Origin of the sequence: Marinobacter sp. THAF197a, assembly GCF_009363275.1 — a bacterium.
In the GTDB taxonomy this organism is placed as follows: Bacteria; Pseudomonadota; Gammaproteobacteria; order Pseudomonadales; family Oleiphilaceae; genus Marinobacter.
The window spans coordinates 650254-672983 of the sequence record NZ_CP045324.1; the positions used below are offsets into that span (position 1 = coordinate 650254).

21 protein-coding genes and 1 riboswitch are annotated in these 22730 nt (G+C 57.8%); of the genes, 9 read left to right on the plus strand and 12 right to left on the minus strand.

The window, feature by feature from the left end; genetic code table 11:
* Positions 1-23 precede the first annotated feature (23 nt).
* From gmhB to FIV08_RS03025, 4 genes are read right to left on the minus strand one after another with little or no spacing between them, the layout of a single operon-like run.
* The gene (gmhB, locus tag FIV08_RS03010) at positions 24-578 is read right to left on the minus strand and encodes a D-glycero-beta-D-manno-heptose 1,7-bisphosphate 7-phosphatase (RefSeq protein WP_152437284.1); all 555 of its coding nucleotides are present in this window, start codon (positions 576-578) and stop codon (positions 24-26) included.
* The gene (locus FIV08_RS03015) at positions 575-1618 is read right to left on the minus strand and encodes a glycosyltransferase family 9 protein (RefSeq protein WP_152437285.1); all 1044 of its coding nucleotides are present in this window, start codon (positions 1616-1618) and stop codon (positions 575-577) included. The genes gmhB and FIV08_RS03015 overlap by 4 nt, the downstream gene beginning before the upstream one ends.
* A gap of 1 nt (position 1619) precedes the next feature.
* Positions 1620-3068 carry a bifunctional D-glycero-beta-D-manno-heptose-7-phosphate kinase/D-glycero-beta-D-manno-heptose 1-phosphate adenylyltransferase HldE gene (gene hldE, locus FIV08_RS03020; protein ID WP_416376916.1) on the minus strand — a complete coding sequence of 483 codons (1449 nt, stop codon included), beginning with the start codon at positions 3066-3068 and terminating at the stop codon, positions 1620-1622.
* Positions 3065-3649, minus strand: a complete 585-nt coding sequence (locus FIV08_RS03025; RefSeq protein WP_152437287.1) for a D-sedoheptulose-7-phosphate isomerase — start codon at positions 3647-3649, stop codon at positions 3065-3067. Before FIV08_RS03025 ends, hldE begins: the two co-directional genes overlap by 4 nt.
* 264 nt (positions 3650-3913) lie before the next feature.
* On the opposite strand from FIV08_RS03025, the gene rfaD reads away from it, so the two are divergent.
* From rfaD to FIV08_RS03040, 3 genes are read left to right on the plus strand one after another with little or no spacing between them, the layout of a single operon-like run.
* Positions 3914-4855 carry an ADP-glyceromanno-heptose 6-epimerase gene (rfaD, locus tag FIV08_RS03030; protein ID WP_152437288.1) on the plus strand — a complete coding sequence of 314 codons (942 nt, stop codon included), beginning with the start codon at positions 3914-3916 and terminating at the stop codon, positions 4853-4855.
* Complete coding sequence (gene waaF, locus FIV08_RS03035; RefSeq protein ID WP_152437289.1) at positions 4852-5859, plus strand: lipopolysaccharide heptosyltransferase II; 1008 nt, start codon at positions 4852-4854, stop codon at positions 5857-5859. Before rfaD ends, waaF begins: the two co-directional genes overlap by 4 nt.
* Positions 5856-6605: a glycosyltransferase family 2 protein gene (locus tag FIV08_RS03040; protein WP_152437290.1), complete on the plus strand. Its 750-nt coding sequence runs from the start codon at positions 5856-5858 to the stop codon at positions 6603-6605. Before waaF ends, FIV08_RS03040 begins: the two co-directional genes overlap by 4 nt.
* Here the strand turns inward: FIV08_RS03040 and FIV08_RS03045 are convergent.
* A complete protein-coding gene (locus tag FIV08_RS03045; RefSeq protein WP_152437291.1) occupies positions 6589-7683 on the minus strand; it encodes a glycosyltransferase family 4 protein in 1095 nt (364 codons plus the stop codon). The genes FIV08_RS03040 and FIV08_RS03045 overlap by 17 nt on opposite strands.
* 70 nt (positions 7684-7753) lie before the next feature.
* On the opposite strand from FIV08_RS03045, the gene FIV08_RS03050 reads away from it, so the two are divergent.
* Positions 7754-8782 (plus strand): glycosyltransferase family 4 protein, encoded by a 1029-nt coding sequence (locus FIV08_RS03050; RefSeq protein ID WP_152437292.1) that lies wholly within the window; start codon positions 7754-7756, stop codon positions 8780-8782.
* 23 nt (positions 8783-8805) lie between these two features.
* On the opposite strand, the gene FIV08_RS03055 is transcribed toward FIV08_RS03050, so the two are convergent.
* Both FIV08_RS03055 and FIV08_RS03060 read right to left on the minus strand, forming a co-directional pair.
* Entirely contained in the window at positions 8806-9714 is a 909-nt protein-coding gene (locus FIV08_RS03055) for a lysophospholipid acyltransferase family protein (protein ID WP_152437293.1), read from the minus strand.
* A complete protein-coding gene (locus FIV08_RS03060) occupies positions 9711-11129 on the minus strand; it encodes a mannose-1-phosphate guanylyltransferase/mannose-6-phosphate isomerase (protein WP_152437294.1) in 1419 nt (472 codons plus the stop codon). Before FIV08_RS03060 ends, FIV08_RS03055 begins: the two co-directional genes overlap by 4 nt.
* Positions 11130-11251: 122 nt before the next feature.
* Between FIV08_RS03060 and FIV08_RS03065 the strand changes: the two genes are divergently transcribed.
* Positions 11252-12052 (plus strand): glycosyltransferase family 2 protein, encoded by an 801-nt coding sequence (locus tag FIV08_RS03065; RefSeq protein ID WP_152437295.1) that lies wholly within the window; start codon positions 11252-11254, stop codon positions 12050-12052.
* Between the two features lie 16 nt (positions 12053-12068).
* On the opposite strand, the gene FIV08_RS03070 is transcribed toward FIV08_RS03065, so the two are convergent.
* From FIV08_RS03070 to lpxL, 4 genes are read right to left on the minus strand one after another with little or no spacing between them, the layout of a single operon-like run.
* Positions 12069-13076, minus strand: coding sequence for a glycosyltransferase (locus FIV08_RS03070; RefSeq protein ID WP_152437296.1), 1008 nt, complete (start codon positions 13074-13076; stop codon positions 12069-12071).
* Positions 13073-14182, minus strand: coding sequence for a glycosyltransferase family 4 protein (locus FIV08_RS03075; RefSeq protein ID WP_152437297.1), 1110 nt, complete (start codon positions 14180-14182; stop codon positions 13073-13075). Before FIV08_RS03075 ends, FIV08_RS03070 begins: the two co-directional genes overlap by 4 nt.
* The gene (locus tag FIV08_RS03080) at positions 14179-15141 is read right to left on the minus strand and encodes a mitochondrial fission ELM1 family protein (protein ID WP_152437298.1); all 963 of its coding nucleotides are present in this window, start codon (positions 15139-15141) and stop codon (positions 14179-14181) included. The genes FIV08_RS03075 and FIV08_RS03080 overlap by 4 nt, the downstream gene beginning before the upstream one ends.
* 3 nt (positions 15142-15144) lie before the next feature.
* On the minus strand, positions 15145-16101 hold the full coding sequence (gene lpxL / locus FIV08_RS03085; RefSeq protein ID WP_072678350.1) for an LpxL/LpxP family Kdo(2)-lipid IV(A) lauroyl/palmitoleoyl acyltransferase: 957 nt from the start codon (positions 16099-16101) through the stop codon (positions 15145-15147).
* 102 nt (positions 16102-16203) lie between these two features.
* Between lpxL and waaA the strand changes: the two genes are divergently transcribed.
* A complete protein-coding gene (gene waaA / locus FIV08_RS03090; RefSeq protein WP_152437299.1) occupies positions 16204-17457 on the plus strand; it encodes a lipid IV(A) 3-deoxy-D-manno-octulosonic acid transferase in 1254 nt (417 codons plus the stop codon).
* Positions 17458-17500: 43 nt separating this feature from the next.
* Here the strand turns inward: waaA and FIV08_RS03095 are convergent, their stop codons facing one another.
* Complete coding sequence (locus tag FIV08_RS03095) at positions 17501-18862, minus strand: TolC family outer membrane protein (RefSeq protein WP_061332408.1); 1362 nt, start codon at positions 18860-18862, stop codon at positions 17501-17503.
* A gap of 138 nt (positions 18863-19000) precedes the next feature.
* Positions 19001-19114, plus strand: a riboswitch (TPP riboswitch).
* An 81-nt stretch (positions 19115-19195) separates the two neighbouring features.
* On the opposite strand from FIV08_RS03095, the gene thiC reads away from it, so the two are divergent.
* The 3 genes from thiC to FIV08_RS03110 all read left to right on the plus strand — a co-directional run bounded on the left by thiC (position 19196) and on the right by FIV08_RS03110 (position 22634).
* Positions 19196-21073 (plus strand): phosphomethylpyrimidine synthase ThiC, encoded by a 1878-nt coding sequence (thiC, locus tag FIV08_RS03100; RefSeq protein ID WP_152437300.1) that lies wholly within the window; start codon positions 19196-19198, stop codon positions 21071-21073.
* Positions 21074-21531: 458 nt separating this feature from the next.
* Positions 21532-22152, plus strand: coding sequence for an NUDIX domain-containing protein (locus FIV08_RS03105; protein WP_152437301.1), 621 nt, complete (start codon positions 21532-21534; stop codon positions 22150-22152).
* Positions 22149-22634, plus strand: a complete 486-nt coding sequence (locus FIV08_RS03110; protein ID WP_152437302.1) for a DUF1249 domain-containing protein — start codon at positions 22149-22151, stop codon at positions 22632-22634. The genes FIV08_RS03105 and FIV08_RS03110 overlap by 4 nt, the downstream gene beginning before the upstream one ends.
* Positions 22635-22730 lie beyond the last annotated feature (96 nt).

Below are 22730 nucleotides of genomic sequence, written 5' to 3' on the forward strand. Positions count from 1 at the left end.
CTATTTTGTCTTGTGTAATCACACTAGACCGATGATCTATCGTGGATAATCTGGCCAATATGCGTTAGCAGGGATAGTGACGCCTCGTTGTTCGGCAACGTCACAAGGAGGCTGCCGGTCAACACCCTTACCTTTGTGCCGATACTGGCTCGTTCCGCTGCTGCAACGTCACTTGGTTTATCCCCGACCATAATGCACTCCGACGGATCCAAATCAAAGTCCTCAATCCCCCTCAATATCATCCCCGGCTTCGGCTTCCTGCAATCGCAGTCCCGTTCATCTTCGGGCCCAAAGTCCGGATGGTGGGGGCAATGATAAACTCTGGAGATGGTCACGCCCTGTTCCTTGAATCGTTCTACCATCCAGTCTGTCAGTTCCTGGAATTGAGCTTCTGAGTACATGCCGCGGGCAATGCCGGACTGGTTAGTGACGACAATCAGCAGATAACCCTGTTCCTGAAAGTGCCGGCAGGCCTCGAAGATACCATCTACAAACTCGAAATCTTCTTTGCGATACACATAGCCGTGATCCACGTTGATCACGCCATCCCGGTCCAGAAATACGGCTTTGTTGGTCATAGGTTCTGTTCCTGAATACAGCGGTCCAACATGTCGATAACGTGTTCCGTCGTGATGTTCTCCATCAGTTCTTCGCCCTTGAGCCTCTGGCCCCAGCGGCTTTGTTCCGGCGTTTCCCCTCGCATCTGTTTCAGTGCGGGGGTATAGGCGTCTACCACGTAGTTTTGCCACAGGTAGGGGCCGGTACGTTTCGGGTTGCTGTGAGCATACAGGCCGATAACCGGCGTGCCTGCGGCAACGGCCATGTGGGCCGGGCCGGTGTCTGGGGCGAGCACAAGGCTGGCCTCGCCAATCAGGGCGAACAATTGCTTCAGGCTCGACTGGCCAACCAGGTTATGCAGGGAGTGTTTGGCGTGGGCCTGAATGTTGGCAGCTAATTGCTTTTCATGATCGGCCGGCCCGCCACACAGATACACGGAAAAACCCTGGCTGGCGGCGTAGTCGGCTACCGCGGCGTATCGGTCTGGCAGCCAGTTCCGCTCGGTGTTAGAGGCGGCGGCGGTGATGATCAGGTGTTTGCTGGTGTTCGGGTCGAGCTGGGCTTTGGCCCAGCCCCGGTCTTCGGCATTAACCGGAATGTTCCAGCCGGGCGCTTCGAGCGGGATGCCCAGCGATTTCTGGAACTGTCGGAAATTGTCCAGCACGTGGACCTTGTTCGTTGGCTCGATCCGCTCGTTGATAAACAGGCTGTGCAGCTCTTTGCTCTTGGCTTTGTCGTAGCCAATTCGCCGCTTGGCGGAAATACACAAGCTGGCGAGATTCGCTCTCAGGGCGACTTGCATCAGTAGCAGGGCGTCAAATCGTTTGCCCTGGAGTTGGCGCCGAAGGTTTCGGTAAGCGGCCATGCCCTGCTTCTTGTCAAACACGACAAAGTTGACGCCGTCCATGCCTGCCATCAGCGCGGCTTCAGCCTTGCCGATCACCCAGGTGATCTCAGCTTCCGGGTAATGTTGCCGGATGGCATGCACCACTGCAGCGGCGTTGCAGGTGTCGCCAATGGCCGACAGGCGCAGCAGGCAGATGGAGCGTGGCGCAGACAAATCAGCCTCGAACTTTCTTGATCAGCCCGGTGGTGGAACGGCCTTCAACCGTGGGCAGAATGGCAACCTCACCGCCGTTTTCCTGAACAAAGTCCGCGCCGACGATGGTGTCGATTGAGTAGTCGCCGCCTTTGGCGAGCACCTGCGGATTCACCCGTTTGATGAGTTGCTCCGGGGTGTCGTTCTCCTCAGTGTTGTCACCGAAGGGGATGACCCAGTCCACACAGGCCAGGGCGGATAGCACTTCCATCCGGTCTTCCAGCGAGTTCACCGGGCGCTCCTCGCCCTTCAGGCGACGCACGGAGGCATCGGAGTTCAGCCCGACAACCAGTCTGTCACCGAGCGCCCGGGCCTGGGCCAGGTAGCGTACATGGCCGGCGTGCAGGATGTCGAAGCAGCCGTTGGTAAAGACAATCCGCTCGCCCTGTTGGCGGGCGTAGTCAATGTGCAGCAGGCTCTGCTCGACGCTGGGGTGGTAGCCGCTGGTCTTGGCCGACCACTGATGGCTGGCGCGGGCCGCCAGTTCCTCCGGGGAAACGGTTGCGGCGCCTAGTTTGGCCACCACAATGCCGGCCGCAAGGTTGGACAGCCAGGCCGCGTCTTTCAGATCAAACCCGGCACTCAGCAGGGTGCCCAGGGTGGCGATCACGGTGTCACCGGCACCGGTGACGTCACTCACTTCCAGGACTTCCGCCGGGAAATGGTGGTGCTCCGTCGGGGTGATCAGACTCATGCCTTGCTCGCTGCGGGTCAGCAGCATGGTATCGATGCCCGCGTCGGCCAGCATGGCGCGGGCCGAACTCAGCATGGCGTCATCTGAGGAGGCGTCTCCGCCGGCGGCCTTGAACTCACTCAGATTCGGGGTAATGACGGTTGCGCCACGATACAGGGAGAAGTCTTTGCTTTTCGGGTCAACCAGCACCTTCTTGCCGGCCTTTCGCGCAGCCTGGATCAAGTCGCCAACAAAGGCGAGGGTGCCTTTGGCGTAGTCGCTGATGATCACGGTATTGTATTGCTCAACCAGTTCGCCGTAACGCTGCTTGACGCTTTCGGCCTGGGCGACGGGGAAGGTGTCTTCCATGTCGAGCCGAACCATCTGTTGATGGCGGGAGATAATACGGGTTTTGGAGATGGTGCGTGCGTCGTCCAGTTCCAGGAGCTCGGAATGGACCTTTTCCTTGACCAGAAGGTCTTTCAGCAAACGACCGTCGGTGTCGTTGCCGATGATGCCAAGAATGGCAGCCTGGCCATCAAGGTGGGCAATATTTCTGGCAACGTTGGCGGCACCGCCTGCCCGGTCTTCCGTGTGGGCAACCCGGACCACCGGCACCGGTGCTTCCGGTGAAATGCGGTTGGTGTCGCCAATGAAATAGCGGTCGAGCATGACATCGCCAATCACCAGCACAGAGGCGGTCTGAAGCTGGTCCAGCCGGGCCAGATCAAGCATCAGTCAAAGCCTCCGGACAGCATCACCTCATCCATCGCTTCACACAGCCAGTGGCCGATGAACATATGGGCCTCCTGGATGCGGGCGGTTTCGTCACTGTTGATGATGATGGACAGCTTGGCGATGTCTTTGACTTTGCCGCCGTCCCGGCCGGTCAGTGCCACGGTGGCCGCACCCATGTCGTTGGCGGCTTTCAGGGCACGGTTGATGTTCTCGCTCTGGCCGGAGGTGGTCAGGCCGATCACCAGGTCTTCCGGCTTGCCCAGCCCCAGAACTTGCCGCTCGAATACGGTCTCGAATTCGTAGTCGTTCGGGTGTGCCGTCAGAATGGAGGTGTCTGTGGTCAGGGCGATGGAGGCCAGGGGGCCGCGCTCCTTTTTATAGCGGACCATGAACTCGGCCGCCAAATGCTGCGAATCTGCGGCACTGCCACCGTTGCCCAGGAAGATGATCTTGCCGCCCCGTTTCAGGCTTTGGCGAGTCAGTTCCAACAGTTGCTCGACGGATTCCTGATGCTCTTCCATCACGGCAAAGGTTTTGCGGTGCCGTTCCAGGGTGGCGAGGTAACTGCTTTGCTGGGACATATGAGCCTCCGGTGTGAACAATCCCAAAGTCGACCCGGTGCGGCGCAGCACCAGTTCCAAGCGCGAAGTGTACCATGGCCGCAACAGGCGTCCCATATGCTTTTTCACCGACTAACCGCCCGTTAATCCAGTGTTCATCATGGTTCTGGCCGATGGCCAGTCGGGCTCTGGTTGTTTTAGGCAGGTACAAAAGAGGTTAGTATTACGGCTGAACCCAGCGGCCATTATCCGGCCTGTCTGCACAGAAATTTCAGGAGCCTTACCATGATTGTCGTCACTGGCGGTGCCGGTTTCATTGGAGCCAACATTATTCACGCCCTTAACCTGCGTGGCGAAACCGATATTCTGGTGGTGGACGATCTGACCGACGGCACCCGTTTTCGGAATCTGGCGGAGCTGGATGTTACCGATTACATGGACAAGGGTGAGTTTCTGGAGCGGGTGAAAGCCAACGATTTGCCCATGGGTATCCGTGCTGTATTCCATGAAGGCGCCTGCTCAGACACCACCGAGTGGGACGGCAAGTTCATGATGGAGAACAACTACACCTACTCCAAGGTGTTGTTGCACTGGTGCCTTGATCGCAAGGTGCCGTTCCTCTATGCATCCAGCGCGGCGGTCTATGGTGCCAGTGACGAATTCCGCGAAGAGCGCGAGTGCGAACGACCGCTTAACGTTTACGGTTATTCCAAGTGGCAGTTTGACCAGTATGTGCGAAAGATCCTGCCCTCCGCCCGCAGCCAGATTGTTGGTTTTCGATACTTCAACGTGTATGGCCCGAGGGAGCAGCACAAAGGCAAGATGGCTTCCGTTGCCTATCACCTGCACGAGCAGATCAAGGCCGGCCAGAACCCCAAGCTGTTCGAGGGGTGGGATGGCTACTCTGATGGTGGTCAGCAGCGGGATTTCGTGTACGTGGAGGATGTCTGCAAGGTTAACCTCTGGTTCTACGACAACCCCGAACAGTCCGGCATTTTCAACCTGGGTACAGGGCGCGCCCAGTCGTTTCTGGATGTGGCTCAGGCTGTTATCCGCTACCACGGCAAGGGCAGTGTTGAGTTCATTCCCTTCCCGGATGAGCTGAAAGGGCGCTATCAGAGCTTTACCCAGGCCGATATTACCGCTTTGCGTGATGTTGGCTACACTGCTGAGTTTGCTGATGTGGCCAGTGGTGTAGAGAGCTATCTGGCCTGGCTGGACCGATGAAATACCTGGTGGTAGGGCCGTCCTGGGTGGGTGACATGGTCATGGCCCAGGCACTGTTCATGTCCCTCAAACAACAGGACCCGCAAGCAGAAATCGACGTGCTGGCTCCCGGGTGGTCGCTCCCGATCATCGCCCGTATGCCTGAGGTCAACACAGGCATTGCGGCACCCTGGAAAAGTGGTGAGCTGGCCCTGAAGGCTCAGTGGCGACTGGCCAGAATGCTAAAAGGGTATGATAAAGCCATTGTCCTGCCGCGTTCGTTCAAGTCCTCTTTGATCCCTTTCTTTGCAGGCATTCCCGAGAGGGTTGGTTTCAGTGGGGAAGGACGCTCGATTCTGTTGACCGATGCCCGGCGCAGACACCCGACTCGAGACGGCTCTACCATCACCGATAAAACCGTGTGGCGTTACATGGGGCTTGGGGCCAGCAAGGCGGATTACGAAACCTATCAGTTTGATGTGCCACAACCGGCACTGACGATTAACAAGACAAACCTGAACGACGTGATGTGCAAGCTGGGCCTGGACCCGGAACGCCCCGCCATTGCCATCTGCCCTGGTGCGGAGTTCGGCCCAGCAAAGCAGTGGCCTCTTGAAAGCCACCGGGCGCTAGCCGAAAAACTGGTGCAGCAGGGTTTTCAAGTCTGGGTTATGGGCGGTCCGAAAGATGTGGAGCCGGGTGACCAGATTGCCAATGGTCAGGAAGGCGTATTCAATCTTTGTGGCAAAACCCGCCTTGAAGATACCGTGGACCTGTTCAGTCATTGCCGCAAAGTGGTCAGTCACGATTCCGGCTTGATGCACGTGGCCGCCGCTTCTGGCGCTGATGTGGTTGCCATCTACGGTTCCACCAGCCCGGATTTCACACCTCCGCTGACGGATAAGGCGACGATTGTCCGGCATCCGGTGGAGTGTAGTCCCTGCTTTGAGCGGACCTGCCGTTTTGGTCATTACAATTGCTTGACCGGTATTTCCGTGCAGCGGGTTCTGGAGGCTTGCCAGTGAAACTCAGCGCGGTACTGATCACTAAGAACGCAGGGCCTGAGTTTGCCAACTGCTTGGAGAGTTTGGCTTTTGCCGATGAGATTGTAGTGCTGGACTCCGGCTCTACAGACGATACGCTGGCCGTCGCCGAGCAATTCGGGGCGCGCATTTTCCAATCGGACGACTGGCCAGGCTTCGGTCCGCAGCGTCAGAGGGCCCAAAGCCACGCGCTGGGCGAGTGGTTGTTCTGGATCGATACCGACGAAGTGGTCACCCCTGAGCTGGCCTCATCCATTCAGCGCGCCATCGAACAGGCTCCGGCGAAGAAGGTGTTTCAGGTAAAGCGGTTGTCGTGGTTTTTTGGCCGTTTCATCCGGCACTCTGGCTGGTATCCCGATAAAGTAGTGCGGTTGTACCGCCGTGAAGAATTCGGTTATGACGATGCTCTGGTGCATGAAAAGGTACACTGCCCAGGCGCCAGCGTGGAGACATTGGACGGGGATTTACTGCACTATACCGCGACCAATTTCCCGGATTACATGGCGAAATCCGTCCGTTATGCAGAGGATTGGGCCGAGGGGCGGGCCCGCCGTGGCAAGAAAGCATCACTGTTCTCTGCCTGTACCCACAGCCTGGGAGCGTTTGTCCGGAAGTATCTCGTCCAGAGAGGGTTTCTGGACGGCCGGCATGGGTTTTTGCTGGCCGTCACCACCGCCATTTATGTGTTCAACAAATACGCAGCGCTCTGGATTAAAACTCGCCGTTGACGGTTTCGTTCAGTACCTTCAACAGGGCTTCAGACGACTGCTGTACATGAAAGTGCGACGCGATCCGTTTTTGGGCAAGTTCGCCCATATTTGCGCATAGCTCAGGGGATTCATGCAGCTTTTGGATACCTGCCGCAATTTCTTCAGCGCTACCGGGCGTTACGCGTACACCGGATACGCCATCTTCAATGAGCTCCGCACTTCCTCCGGTATCGCTGACGATTGGAGCAACGCCGTAGGCCATCGCTTCAATCACCGTTTTTGGAAGCCCCTCTCGTTTGGTTGAAGCCAGCACGGATACCTGGCAGGACGCAATGATGGCCGGCGCGTCTTTTCTGAATCCAGTCAGGTGAATTCTGTCGGCCATCGGGCTGGCCTGGATTAGAGCCTGAACCTCTGGATTGTCCATTCCCCGGCCCACGAGCAATAGGTGGATGTTGCTGTCCGAGGGTAAAAGGTGTGTGGCTTTCAGCAGAATTGGCAGTCCTTTTCTGGGGCGGATATTTGCCACCGACCCAACCACAAAGGCGCCATCCGGTACGCCGAATTGTTTGAGGTCTACCTGAGTATCCTGGTACCAGTCGAGATCGTGGCCTTTATAGACCGTACAAACTTTGTCTTTGTTGCCCCAGACGTGCTTTTGTAGGTCATCGCGGGTTGCTTTGGAAACGCAGATAATTCGATCCACCCGTGGGCTTAAGTGGGTCAGGTAGCCACTTGGGTCCCAGCGGCTGATATTGCCGGTTTGGCCTCGATAGGTCATAACTTTGACTGGCAGGCCGATTGCCGCAAGGTTGGTGTTAGCGATGGCTTTGTTGTTAAAGCAGTACACTGCGTCAAACTTGCCTTCGATCAGGAGGTGACGAATTCGACGAATGGCTTCAGGCTCTATTTTCTTTCGGGGATGGAAACCGTGTACCTTGATGCCGTTTTCTTCAAAACGGGAACGGTACTCCGCATCCGGTTGTGTCATCAGCTCAACTTCGACACCCAATTTTGCCAGCCCGATCAGCATTTCCGCTTCTGGCCGAACAGAGTTCCAAGTATCTACATAGGAGCTGATTACAAGTAGCTTCACAGTGTTATGTCCTTTTCATGGTCGATCTCTTACACTGCCGCCATTAAAACATCGACAGGGCCGAGTTGGTATGCACATTTGCCACGTAAATCTGGCCGGAGGTTTTTCCGGTGGTGAGCGACAGACCGTAAACCTGATTCGGGAGCTGGCGAAGCGCGGCATTCAGCAAACGCTGGTGGCCAAGCCGGGGAGTCGTCTATGGGCAGAGCTGGAAAGCATCCAATCGCTCGGTAGGCGAGAGACTGCACATTTTCTGCTGGGCCACGGCAAGGGGGATTGGGACCTCGTTCATTGCCACGACGGTAAATCAGTCTACTGGGCCTGGATTGAGTCCCGCCTGCGTAGAACGCCTTACGTCGTCACACGGCGAGTCGATAATCCCATCGGAACCGGGCGCCTGACGTCTGCGGCCTACGGCGGAGCCTCGACCGTCGCCTGCCTCAGTTCCGCCATTGAATCTGTTGTACAACAGCGACTGGGCTGTGTGGACACTGTCATCATTCCGTCGAGTTTCTCAGGCTTTCCCGCCGCACCAGACGCCGTCGAAGCTATCCGGCAACAGTATCCTGCCAAACGCCTGGTTGGCCAGGTGGGGCGCCTCCTGAAGCACAAGGGTTATCACATCACGATTGAGGCAGCGCGTTTGCTGGGCAACCTCAGGCCAGACGTGCAGTTCATTTTCCTGGGAGAAGGGCCAGATGAACAGTGGCTCAAGTCCCTGGCACAGGGTTTGCCCAACGTCAGTTTTCTGGGGCATAAAGATAACGTCGGGGATTGGTTGGCAGCTCTGGATGTCTTCGTGTTCCCCTCACTCTCCGAGGGGCTTGGCTCAACGATTCTTGAGGCCATGCAACATCATGTGCCGGTGGTTGGGGCCAAAGCCGGAGGCATTCCTGATCTGATCTCCGATAAAGCGAATGGTCTTCTGGTATCTCCGGGTGACCCGGAGGCTTTGGCTTCGGCGATTCAGTTTATCCTCGATAACCCAGAGCAGGCCGCCGCTTTCGCAGACGCTGCCCAGGCTGGATTAACAGCGTTTAGCCCTGCATCGGTAGCGGAGCGTTACCTGGGACTCTACTCCGCAACCTTGCAATCCTAAGGGAGTTCCCGGCAGCCGGGCGGTTAGTCGCAAATTTGCCCGGGCTTATAAGGGTTCGGATTCCCCGGCGGCCGGTGCCGCATACGTTTGTACTCCCACTGGTACTGCTCAGGGGCCATTCGCACCACCTTTTCCACGGATTGATTCAAGGCGGTGGCGCCGGCCACTGTATCGTCGGCACCAATGCCAGGCTCCGCCCGGGTGACCAGAATCTTGAAGCCTTCGCCGTTGGGCAGGCGCTCGGCGTAGGTCACCAGAACGTTGGCCCCGGTTTTCTGAACCAACTTGCCGACCAGGGTCATGGTCATCACGTCCATGCCGAAAAAGGGCGCGTAGGCGTTGGTTTTGCCGCGGGGAGACTGGTCGGGGAGAATGCCCGCTACGCCGCCTTCCTTCAAAATGCCCATCAGGCGCATCAGGCCTTTACGGTCTCCGCGTACCAGTTCGGAGCCCAGGCGCCCCCTCACCCGAATCATGTAATCTTCGAATTCCTTGATGTGCGGAGGGCTGTATAGCGCGGCCATTTTGTAGCGGGAGGAGAAAAACAGGCCCGCCAGCTCCCAGTTGCCCAGGTGCGGTGCGAGCAGGATCAACCCCTTTCCTGTCGACAGGGCTTCGTCCACCAGTTCCAAGCCTTCCGTTTCCTTGATCAACCCGAGGCACTTATTTACGGGCCACTCCCACATCAGTGGAATTTCCAGGGCCGTCATGCCGGTATGGGCCAGGGAGTCTCTGGATAGTTCCCTGCGCTGCTCTTCGGTGAGTTCCGGTAGGCAGATGTCCAGATTAATGTCGGTGATCTTCTTTGGCCTGCCGCCCAGTTTCCAGGCCAGGAGCCCCAGCCATTTGCCAATGAACTGCGCGGCTCCCAGGGGCAAATAGCTGACAATCCGCAACAGGCCGGCAATCAGGTAATACTTGAATTTGCTCATGATCTGCCGTACCGGTCCTCAAATCGTACAATGTCATCTTCGCCCAGATAGGATCCGGACTGCACTTCAATCAGTTCCAGATCAATAACGCCGGGGTTTTCAAGGCAATGGATCTGGCCGACCGGTATGTAAGTGGACTGGTTTTCGGTCACCAGGTACGACTCCTGGCCATTGGTTACCTTTGCGGTGCCGCTGACAACAATCCAGTGTTCTGCCCGGTGGTGGTGCATCTGGACAGACAGCTTGGCGCCGGGCTTCACGGTGATGCGTTTCACCTGGTAGCGGTGGCCGTTATCGATGGAATCATATACACCCCAGGGCCGGTAGACTTCCCGGTGATTCATGTGCTCGTGTCGACCATCATTCTTGATGCATTCAACCACCTTTTTGACATCCTGGACCTGATCTTTGTGGGCGACCAGCAAGGCGTCTTTGGTTTCAATGATTACAAGGTCTTTCACGCCAACCGTGGCCACAAGGCGGCTGTCTGCCCGGACCAGAGTGCTCTCTGTGTTGTGGGCAATGACATCACCGCTGAAGGCGTTTCCGCAGCTGTCTTTCTCGGAAACTTCCCATAAGGCGGACCAGGAGCCGATATCGCTCCAGCCTGCATCGAGCGCCACCACGGCGGCGTTGTCGGTCTTTTCCATCACGGCGTAATCGATGGAATCTTCCGGGCACTCGGCGAATACGCTTTCATTCACGCGGGTGAAGTGCAGATCCTCGCTGGCGTCGTCCAGTGCTGCCTCGCAGATGGCGACAATGTCCGGGCGGTGTTTCTGCAGTTCCTGAAGGTAGGTGCGGGCGCCGAACAGAAACATGCCGCTGTTCCAGAGGTAATCACCGGAAGCGAAGTATTCCTCTGCGGTTTTCTGGTCGGGCTTCTCTACAAACCGGCTGACGCTGAAACAGTTATCGGCCAATTTCGGGCCTTGCTGTATGTAGCCGTAACCGGTTTCCGCATGGCCGGGCACTATGCCGAAGTTCACCAGCTTGTCCTGCTGTGCCAGGGGAATGGCGTTCTGGATGCCGCTCTGGAACGCAGCGATGTCTTTGATCAAGTGGTCTGCGGCCAGAACCAGCATCAGCGGGTTCTGGTTTTCATCGATGTTCTTGACCAGTTGCAGGGCTGCCAGAGCGATGGCCGGTGCCGTGTTGCGCCCACAGGGCTCCAGAATAATTCGGGCATCTTTATAGCCCGCCTGGCGCATTTGCTCGGCCGCCAGAAAGCGGTGGTCTTCGTTGCAGATCAGGAGTGGATCGGCGGATTCCATGCCATCCAGCCGGGCCACGGTCAGCTGCAGCATGGATAGATGTTGGTCCGTCAGTTTCAGGAACTGCTTGGGGTTCAGTTGCCTGGATAACGGCCAAAGGCGAGAGCCGGTGCCTCCGGCCATAATGACGGGGTGAATCATGTGTTTGCTCCACGCGTAGCTTTCGGTCAGCATTGTCCTTTTCTGATGGCTGAATATTATCACAGGTGCGCTCTCTCGGCAGTGTTTGGGGCCGAGCAGGGGCCAGTTTGCGGGTGTTTATGATGAAACTGCCGTTATCGGTTTACTACATCACGTTGAATGAAGAGGAGAGGCTGCCGGAATCTCTTGAGAAGGTGAAGGACTGGGCTGATGAAATCATCGTTGTTGATTCGGGTAGCACAGACCGAACCTGTGAGCTGGCAGAGGCCGCGGGCGCCCGAGTGGTTTATCGGGAATGGGAAGGCTTTGCGAGCCAGAAGGCCTATGCCGCCAGCCTGTGTGCGAACGACTGGGTGCTTGATCTGGATGCTGATGAAGTGCTTTCCGATACCCTGGTACGAAACATCAAGCAGCTGTTTTCCAAGCCGATCTCTCCGGATATCGCAGGCTATCGTATGCGTTGGGTTTTGTCGTCCCCCAACCCGAGGCACCCTTTTCGGCACGACAAGTCCAAGAAGATCCTGCGGCTCTACAATCGGAAACGGGCTGCGATCCATGCGGAAAAACACAGTAACGATGACCGGCCTAGAGTGCATACAGGTAAAGTGTTGGAGCTCAACGGCGATGTTTTGCACAGGACCTTGATCTCTCTGGAGCAGATGGAAAGAAAATACACTCAACTGTCCAGCGAGCAGGCCCGGTTCCTGTGTGAGAAGGGCCGCCGAATTTCGACCCCCCGCCTGATGGTCGAATTTCCTTTGAAGTTTCTCAAGTATTACCTGATTCACCGCCAGGTATTGAATGGCTGGTTCGGGTTCAGTGTTTCGGTAGTGGCCGCAAACCGTAATTTCATGCGATTGGCGAAGGCAAGGGAATTGCAAATGCTCGAGGGAATCAGTCGTTCCGGTGGTGAGGAGCGGTAAGGCGCTCTCGCAGGTGCTATTCGGCTTGATATACTCTGACGGTTGCCTCGGCCATGCCCCTGAGCGTGAGATGAGTCTGCGCATAGTCAAAGGCTGACTGCTCTGATTCCCGGAGCCTATCCAGACCGGCAAGTGCCTTGGAGATGACGTCGGCGATAGCCGGCGCGGAAATGTCCCTGGCGAGCGCGTTTTCGGGAAGCAGGTCGATACTACCGGAAACCGGGGTTGAGACAACCGGCAGTCGCGCGATCAAGGCTTCTATCAATACGTAAGGGAATCCCTCCCGCCTTGAGCTGAGAACCATCAAGTCTGCATTGGACAATGCCGATGCCAGCGTTGTTTGGTGCCCTGCCATCGTCACCGAATGTCTTAGGCCTTCATCGTCAATCAGCCGATGCAGGTTTCCGGCTTCAGAGCCGTCACCAAACAGTGTTAGGTGTGCCGTCGGAAAGCGCTTATGGATCAGGCTCCAGGCCTGAACGAGCATGTCGAACCCCTTTACTGGCTCCAGTCTCCCGGCAGCAATGACGTTTGTTGCTTCGGGGAGTGGATAGTTGCCATGGGGCGAATCCGGGAATTCCTTCCGGATTCCATTGTAAATCAGATGACGGGACGGGTGACTCAGGCCCTCATAGATTGACCGGCTTACGGCGATGACTTTGTCCAGCACAAGGAACGGGCGAAGGTTTGATTTGCTGCCGTGAATCGTGGCTACGGTTTGCCAGGTCTGATGAGGCAACCTGCCCAGTATGAGGGCGGCTTTATTGCCGTGGGCGTGGGCGATATCGGGAGAAACCCGCTTCAATATCCGGGAAACGCACCAGCGAAGCCAAGGGTTGTTTCGGCTCAGCTTCATTGGGCACGGGTGAAACTCGGCGAATGGGAAGTGCGTGCGGTAGTCGGGATGGGCGACTATGTGCACCTCATGTCCGAGGCTCGTGAGGGCTTCTGCCAGGTCCGCCACATGTTTTTCCATGCCACCCCAGGCAGTACTAGGCGTTGCGAGTATCAGGGCGACCTTCAATCGGGCCTCCCGTTCAGGGCCTGCTGGTATACCCGAAGCGTCGCCTCCGTCTGCGCCCTCAACAAAAACCGCTCTGGCAACTCAATCTCCGGCCGGGGTTTATCCAGCAGCCCCAACACCGCACTGGCAAACGCCCCGGTATCATCCGGCGTCACCAGTCCGTCCCGAAAGCATGCCTGCAGCGTTTCCGCCGCACCGCCCCGGTTGTAGGCCACCACTGGCGTGCCGGACGCCAGGGCTTCGGTTACTGTCCGCCCAAAGGGTTCTGGCTTGGTGGACATGTGGCAAACCACATCGGCGAACAGATACAGGTTGGTCATGTCGTTGCGCTGGCCAAGGAATGTGACTTTATCGGTCAGGCCCAGCCGGCTGCGCTCTTTTTCAAGCTCCTGCAGGAATCGTTCTTTTCCCGGTTCGGCCCCGCCTACGATGATGCCGTGACAATCCGGCCGCTGGCGGACAATGCGGGCCATGGCTTCAAGGTAGTCCAGCTGGCCTTTCCAGCGGGAGATGCGGCCGGGCATCATAATGATTTTCTTGCCGGCCAGTTGGGGGAAGCGGGACAGGAGAATGTCCAGCCACTGATCATTTATGGCGCGGTTGCGGAAGGCGTCGATGTCGACGCCGCGCTGGATCACCGTCAGCTTGTGTTCCGCTACCTCGAAATTCTTCAACACGTAATCCCGCACGCAATTGGAGACGGCAATGATCTGGTCCGCCCTTGTCATGATGGCGCTGTAGGGATTGACGGAATACATACCGTGAAAGGTCGAGACAACGGCGGGCTGGTGGTCGGCAGGCAGAGTCTTCAGGGCCAGGTGGATAATCCAGGCGGGCATTCGGGAGCGGACATGAACAATGTCAGGCTGCAGCTCCTGTAACAGCTTGCGCATGGGCAGGATCTGCCCGAAAGACGCTGGCGTTTTCCGGTGGATGGGCATGTGGATATGGATTGACCCCTGGCCACGAACCTGTTCCGCCATCGGGCCGCCGTTGGAAACTACATAGGATTGATGACCACGCTTGACCAGTTCTGCGGCGAACTCCACGGTGCCTCGCTCCACGCCGCCACTGTAGAGTGCCGGAAGAGCCTGGAGAATCTTCATTGTCTGGCCTCCTTTCCTGATTTTTGAAAAGCAGCCAAATAGTTACCCGCCACCCATCGGGCGGCCCGGTCGGCTTCCCAGAGGCGTTCATGCCTTTCTGCCTGTTCGGCCATCACGCTGGCATGGTCTGCCCAGTGGGCAATCAGCCCCCGCTCTGTCAGGCGTTTTACTCCGTTCGCCACGCGGCTGTTGGCACGCGCATTCAGGTTCAGCAGGCCGGTGGGCACGCCGGAAGTGGCGGCTTCGCACACCATGGAAATGCTGTCCGGCGTTACCCAGACCGCGCGGGAAGCAGCGAGCTGGTGGCTGAGCCAGTCGTCGTGGGTACGGGTGTGATGCACTACGGAGATTTTCGGGCTCTGCAATTCGGCCAGTCGCTCGCTGGTCGTTTCCGGCGTGCGGCGGGAATCGGTGATGGTCCAGCGCCACTGAGGGTAGCGGGCTATCAGGTCGCTTACCTGGCTCAGAATGGCATCGTCGTCCCAATCGAAATGTTCCGAGCGCCCACCCACCAGGATCAGGGCTTCCGGTTTGCTGGTTAGCCGGGCGAGGGGTGTGATGGTGTTGATCACGCCTTCGGTGTGCAGGATGTTGTTAGCAGGCTTTACCTCGTCATGGGCCGGGATAATCGCGCCATCTACCCAGCCCAGTGGGAAGGCCGGTTTCATCAGTACGAGGGTTTTGGCCTTGCCCAGGCGCCGAAGTGCCAGTAATAAACGGTGAGTGCCGGTGCCTGCGGCGACCATCAGGTCTGGTTTGGGCAGTGCCGTATCCATGGCAGGGGCCACACCCAGAAGGGCTCGCCAAAGAGGTACCGGGTATTCTTCGGCACTGACCCAGTAGAGCGCCGCGCCAGTCAGCACCCGCAGGCGATTGCCCAGCCCCTTGAGTTGGTTTTTGTGGCCGGGCTTGTTGTCAGTTAACAGCCAGACAACCGGTGCTTGTGAGTGATTGCTCACGGATTATTCCTTGCGCTTGCGCCCGTAAAAGCCAGGGTCTTCTCGGTCGGGGCGGGTTTTAAAGCGCCGGTGCATCCACAGGTATTGGTCCGGCGCTTTGCGAATTTCTTGCTCAATAACGGCGTTGGTCCGGGTTGCGTCGTCCAGGTCGTCACCGCTTGGGAAGTTCTCAAGGGCGGGGTGGAAATAGATGTCATAGCCGGGCTTGTCATCGCGGCGAAAATGGCTGAAGGGCACGACTTTGCAGCCGCTGCGTTCAGCAATTCGCGAAGTGGCTGTGATGGTACCGGTGGGAATGCCGAAGAACGGGGCAAACACGATGTCCTTGCGGCCGTAGTCCTGATCTGTCGCGTACCACACGGCGCGATTTTTCTTGAGGCTACGGAACAGGCCGCGCAGGTCGCGGGCACCTAGTACTGTGCCATAGCGCCGGCCCCGGGCCCTGGTCATCACGGCATTCATCAAAGGGTTGTTGTGATCACGCTGCATGACGTCGGCTTCTATGTATTCGGTGACCAGGCTGCCACCCAGGTCGAGCGTGCTGTAATGGCCGCCCAATAGCAGCACGCCCTTGCCGGCTTCCAGCGCTTTCTCGAAATGTTCGATACCGTGAATGCGGGTCATGCCGGTCAGCTTGGCCGGGTTCCGGAACCAGGCAATGCCGAGCTCCATCAATCCGATACCATTGGCGATAAATGCGTTGCGCACCAGGGCGGTCTGTTGCTGTTCGTTCAGCTCCGGGAAGCACAGCCGGATGTTGACCTCGGTAATGTGTCGCCGGCTTTTCGCCAGTTTCCAGGCGAGCAATCCCACCATCTTGCCCAGCCACCATTGAAACCGGATGGGCAGTTGGGCAACCAGCCACATCACGCCAATACCCAGCCAGGTTGGCCACCAGCGAGGATGACGGTAAGCTGAATAGTCGGTATTCCTTGGAAGTTTGCGGTACTTCTTTTTCAAAATCGTGAATCCTGCATCGACAAACGTTTAACCCGGGGGCAAGATGCAACCCCTCGACATTTTTCGCCCTATGATAACGCACTGTTTTGCCGGGAGTCCTGCGTGTTCCAGTTTATCTATTCCCTGCTGATTCGCCTGGCGCTGCCGTTTATTCTCATCCGGCTTTGGTGGCAGGGCCGCAAGGCGCCGGCGCTCAGGCAGGACTGGCAGCATCGCCTGGGCCGTGTGCCTTCCATACCCGGGCCCGTCATCTGGGTGCATGCGGTCTCCGTGGGCGAGACCATCGCCGCCGGCCCCATGGTGCGTCGACTGCTGGCGCGCAATCTCGGTGCCACCATTCTGATGACCGCCATGACCGACACCGGCCTTACCCAGGCCCGGAAAATGTTCGGTAACAGGGTAACCTATGCCTACGCGCCATACGACACACCGGGTGCCATCCGTCGATTTCTGAGGCGGGTCAATCCCCGCATTCTGGTCATCATGGAAACCGAGATCTGGCCCAATATGATCAGCCAGTGCCGCCGCAAAAACGTGCCGGTGTTTCTGATCAACGCCCGGCTGTCGGAGCGCTCGGCCCGGGGCTACGAGCGGGTCAGGGGGCTGGCGGCGCCGATCATGAAAAGTATCACCTGGGTGGCTGCCCAGGCAGAACCTGATGCAGAACGCTTTCGTCGAATTGGGGTTGCGGCAAGCCACGTCGAGGTGACGGGCAGTGTGAAGTTCGATGTCGACATCCCGGAGGATGTCCGGCTTGCCTCTGAAAGTTTTCGTACCACACTTGGCCCACGTCCGGTCTGGATCGCCGGCAGCACACACTGTGGCGAGGATGAACAGCTGCTTCAGGCTCACCGATTGGTGCTTGCGGGACACCCTGATGCCCTGTTGATTATTGTGCCGCGCCACCCGGAACGCTTTGACGCCGTGGCGGTCATGGCACAGGAGTTGGGCTTTCAGGTTGCACGGCGATCTCAGGGGCAGAGTGCCTCGGGCGCGCAGGTTTATCTGGCCGATACCATGGGGGAGCTGATGATGCTCTACGGAGCCAGCGACCTTGCCTTTGTGGGTGGTTCACTGATCGAACGGGGCGGTCACAATCCGCTAGAGCCGGCAGCCTGGGGTATCCCTGTGTTTTCCGGGCCTCATGTGTTCAATTTCGAGACCATCTACGAACGGTTGTTGGCAGACCAGGGGGTGCAGTTGGTTCAGGGGGCAGACGACCTGGCTCGGGCGATCAATCTATTGTTTGCCAACCCGGTGGAACGCAAAGCCTATGGAGAGCGGGCGCTGGCGGTGGTTAACAAAAACCGGGGCGCATTAGACCGGGTGGTTGAGGGGATTATAGAAAGGCTGTGATTCCGGGGCAGTCGCCACCGGAATCACACGGACGACGGCGCCATTACTGCGTGGGGTCGTCCAGGGTCAGATCTTCTTCTGCCAGAGCTTCGATGCCCCTGGCGTTGGCGCTGAGCCAGTTGTTCAGTTCAATCAGGTCTTGCGGGCTCAGAGTGCCTGCCGCCTGTTTCAGCTGTAACGTGTTGATCACGTAATCGTAACGGGCATTGGCATAATCCCGAAGGGCCACGTAATACGCCCGCTCGGCATCCAGCACTTCCACAATGTTCCGGGTTCCCACATCGTAACCGGCACGGGTCGCGTCCAGCGCACTGCGGCGGGAGATGATGGTCTGCTCCAGAGCCGAGGCGGTTTCAACGTTATTGTTTACGGTCAGGTACAGGCTGCGTGTATTTACCCGAACATCCCGGCGCGTTGTGTTCAGGTCTTCCTGAGCGGCGGTAACCAGCGAGCGCTGCTGGCGCACGCCGGCTTGTGTGCCACCGCCCATGTAGAGTGGAACATTCAGCTCAAGGCCAATCACGCCTTGTGTGCCTTCCTGCTGAGTATTCTTGGCTCCATCCAGTTCAGACTTGCCATAAGATGCAAACAGGTCAAGCGTGGGGAGGTGGCCAGATTTCGCAACCTTCAGGTTGGCTTCATTGGCATTCAGCTGATACAGCGCAGACTGGATAACCCAGTTCTGCTCGAGCGCGGTGTTTTCCCAGGCGGAAGGGTCCATCGGCTCCGGTCGGCCAAGCGGGAAGTTCTCGCGCAGGTTTTCCAGATCCTCTGCATATTCGCCAGTCAAACGCGCCAGTTGTTCACGGGCAACGTTGAGCTGGTTTTCAGCGGCGATGCGCTGACTTTTACTGTCATCGTAACTGGCGCGGGCCTCATAGACCTCGGTGATGGCAATCAGGCCGACATCAAAGCGTTCCTGAGCCTGCTCGTATTGCCGCTGAATGGCTGCTTCGGTGGCGCGTGCGGTTGTCACCGTATCCTGGGCACGCAGCACGTTGAAGTAAGCGGTGGCGACGTCCAGTATCAGCTGCTGTTGGGCCAGGTTGTACTGAGCCTGGGCGGCCTCGGTCTGGAACTGACTGGCATCGTAGCGGAACCAGCTGTCGGCACGAAACACCGGTTGGCTCAGCCGAACGCCGTAGTTCAGGGCCTTATAGCTGTCTCCCGGGCCATTCTTGGCGTCGAAATCGGTGTGGTTGGCCTCAGCAAACGCGCCGACTTGCGGCAGAAGTGTGCTCCTGCTGACATCGCTGGCCGCCTGTTGCGCCTGGAATTGTGCCAGCGCGGAGGCAATGCCCGAATCGTATGATAGCGCCTTCTCGTAGGTTTCCATCAAATCCAGAGAAAAGGCAGGCTGGGCTGCGAGCAGGGTGATCAATCCTGGAAGTAGACGTTTCTTCATTGTTTCTCCTGAAAAACTAACTCCGGGAATCTGCCCGGCAATGACCCAAAGGTATTGGTTGACCATTATGGACAATAATCAGTCCGGCCTCTACACTTGCATAGCTCAACCATTTTGTGAGCAAAACAAAATACTTATCGCGTCTTGACGGGGTGCCGAATTGCCAGAACATGGTGATCGGCTGAGATTGCAACGCAGAACCCGCGACCTGATCCGGATAATACCGGCGTAGGAATTAAGACCATATGAACCGCGTCAACATGCCTTTGGTGGCATCTTGTCGTAACTCCGTCATACGCGACCCGACACCATCAGCCTCAACGGGAGCAGATCATGACGGACTTGCCAGCTTACCTCAGCGACTCCGCGAAAGTGGACTCCGCAGCAATCAAACCATTACCAAGCTCACGAAAAATATACGTGCAGGGTAGCCGACCTGATCTGCGTGTGCCTATGCGGGAAATTACTGTGGGAGACACCCCCACGGAAATGGGCGGCGAAAAGAACCCACCGGTCGTTGTGTACGACACTTCCGGGCCTTACACCGACCCTGAGGCCTCCATTGACCTGAGAAAAGGCCTGCCGCCGGTTCGCGCCAACTGGATCGCCGAGAGGGGCGATGTGGAGCAGCTGGACGGTTACACCTCCGAATTCACCCGTCGCCGGATGAAAGACCCGCAGCTCGACCCGTTGCGTTTTATGGATGAGCGTAAACCCCTGCGAGCGAAGCCGGGTAAAAACGTGTCCCAGATGCACTACGCCCGCCAGGGCATCATCACCCCGGAGATGGAATACATCGCCATCCGAGAGAACATGAAATTGCAGGAAGCCCGCGAAAATGGTCTGCTGGCGGACCAGCACCCAGGCCAGTCTTTCGGTGCCAATCTGCCACCAGAGATCACCCCCGAGTTTGTTCGCGACGAAGTGGCCCGGGGCCGGGCGATTATTCCCGCCAACATCAACCACCCGGAAACAGAGCCGATGATCATCGGCCGTAACTTCCTGGTGAAGATCAACGGTAATATCGGCAACTCGGCGGTCACCTCGTCCATCGAAGACGAAGTCGAGAAACTGACCTGGGGTATCCGCTGGGGTTCCGACACGGTGATGGACCTGTCCACCGGCAAGAATATCCACGAAACCCGCGAGTGGATCATCCGCAACTCTCCGGTGCCCATTGGCACCGTGCCGATCTACCAGGCCCTGGAGAAAGTGGGCGGCGTGGCCGAAGACCTGACCTGGGAAATCTTCCGGGACACGTTAATTGAACAGGCAGAGCAGGGGGTGGATTACTTCACCATCCACGCCGGTGTGCGGCTTCATCACGTGCCGCTGACCGCGAAACGTACCACGGGTATCGTGTCTCGCGGTGGCTCCATCATGGCCAAATGGTGCCTGGCTCACCATAAAGAGAGCTTCCTGTACGAGCACTTCGAAGACATCTGCGAAATCATGAAGGCCTACGACGTGTCCTTCAGCCTCGGCGACGGACTGCGCCCCGGTTCTATCGCGGATGCCAACGACGCCGCCCAGTTCGGCGAACTGGAAACCCTGGGCGAGCTCACCAAAATTGCCTGGAAGCACGACGTCCAGTGCATGATCGAAGGCCCCGGCCATGTACCCATGCACCTGATCAAAGAGAACATGGACAAGCAGCTGGAATGCTGCGATGAAGCGCCGTTCTACACCCTTGGCCCACTGACCACGGATATTGCTCCAGGCTACGACCACATCACTTCCGGAATTGGTGCGGCCATGATTGGCTGGTTCGGCTGCGCCATGCTCTGCTACGTTACCCCGAAGGAGCACCTGGGGCTGCCGAACAAGGATGATGTAAAAACCGGCATCATCACCTACAAAATCGCCGCCCACGCGGCCGATCTGGCCAAGGGCCATTCGGGGGCCCAGATCCGCGATAACGCCTTGTCCAAGGCCCGTTTCGAGTTCCGTTGGGAAGACCAGTTCAACCTCGGCCTGGACCCGGACACCGCCCGCGCTTTCCACGACGAGACCCTGCCCAAGGAATCGGCGAAAGTGGCTCACTTCTGCTCCATGTGTGGGCCGAAGTTCTGTTCCATGAAGATCTCGCAGGAAGTGCGGGATTATGCAGCGGAACACGGCATCGATGAGGTATCGGCGATTGATGCCGGGATGCAGGCCAAATCGCGGGAGTTCGTGGAGTCTGGCTCCAAGCTTTACGACAAGGTTTGAGTTGGGTGTTCGTGATCGCCTAGCCTTCTGGCTGGGTGCTTAGAGCCGGGGTGGTGGCCTTGTTCAGAAAACGACTCGAGACGTCCCTGTGCGTCTCGGGCTCCGCCATCCCTGGCTCCGCACGTTTCTGAACAAGGCCACCACCCCGGCTCTTACTGGCCTTTGCAGTAATCGCTTTACTCATACCCTATGCATTCGTTCTGAGCGGATTGCACAATGTTGGACTGGGCGTGTCGGGTAGGGCCTCCAAAAACTGTGCGGAGCCAGGGATGGCGGAGCCCAAGCGCCCCAGGGATGGGCCGAAGGAGCGTGTTTTTGGAGGCCCTACCCGACACGCCCACCTCCCAAGCTCAGCAGGCTGTGGGCAGAACCGTAATCCAAAGCCAGCCGTAAGACACTTGCACCCAAGCAACCCCTAAGGCTATCGTTCCAAGCCGAACACCAAACCGGAAACACGAATGCCGAAACCGTTCCAGTTCAACGCCAGCGACGTCACCGTCGAAAAACGCGAAACCGTCTTTCAGGGCTTCTTCCGCATGGACAAGCTCTGGCTGACCCACCCGCGCTTTGACGGCCGCGACATGCCTACCTTCACTCGTGAGCTGTTCGTCCGCGGCGACGCCACTTGCGTGCTCCCCTACGACCCGGAACGGGACGAAGTGGTGCTGCTGGAACAGTTCCGCCTCGGCGCGCTCGGCCGTAACCAGTCGCCCTGGTTGCTGGAGCTCGTGGCCGGCATGAACGAAGACGGCGAAAGCCCGGAAGACGTGGCCCAACGCGAAGGGCAGGAAGAAGCCGGGCTGAGTTTCAGTCGGCTTGAGAAAATTTGCGATTACCTGGTCTCTCCTGGCGGCACCACCGAAATGATTCACCTCTACTGTGGCCAGGTCAGTACGGCCGAGGCGGGTGGAGTTTTCGGCGTGGAGCATGAACATGAAGACATTCTCAGCCACGTGGTCAGCGCCGAAGAGTGCTTTGCCATGGTCGCCGACGGCCGTATTAACAACGCCGCCGCCATCATTGCGATACAGTGGCTGCAACTGAACCGTGACAGGCTGCGCCGGGAGTGGCGGGCATGACCGAGTGGGTAAAACGGCCTAAGCCGTATGTGCCGGATCTACGTCAGCTGGGTGCGCTGTGTGATGGCAACTACCAGCGCCTGCGCAAACTGCGCCAGTTGGAGGTTGATGGTAGGCCCGTTTGCGAGTTTGAGCTGCACCGGGAAAGCCAGTATTTGGGCCGGGTGCGCATCGAAGTCCTGCAAACCGCAAAGTTCACTGAAACCCTGCTGCTCGAGCAAGTGCACAACAGTGGCCGGTGGCTGAACAACCCTCAAATAACGGTGCGGGTCTACCATGACGCGCTCATGGCTGAGGTGATCAGTTGCTACCGTCAGCGCCAGATTGCGCCGGTAAACGATTACCCGAACCGGTTTATGCATCATCCTGATGAAAAAGTGCAGGTCAACGGGTTCCTGGCTGATTGGCTGGATTACTGCCTGCGGTTTGGGCACCTGCCTATGGAACACGCCGCCTGGTCTGCGGGCGAAGGCTGCGACTGAATTCGTTGTCTCTGTCATAAACGGCGCCACAGTGCCCTGAAAGTCTGACTTGCTCCCGGCTTTGCCTGTGCCATAGTTGTTAAAAACTGCAAAATC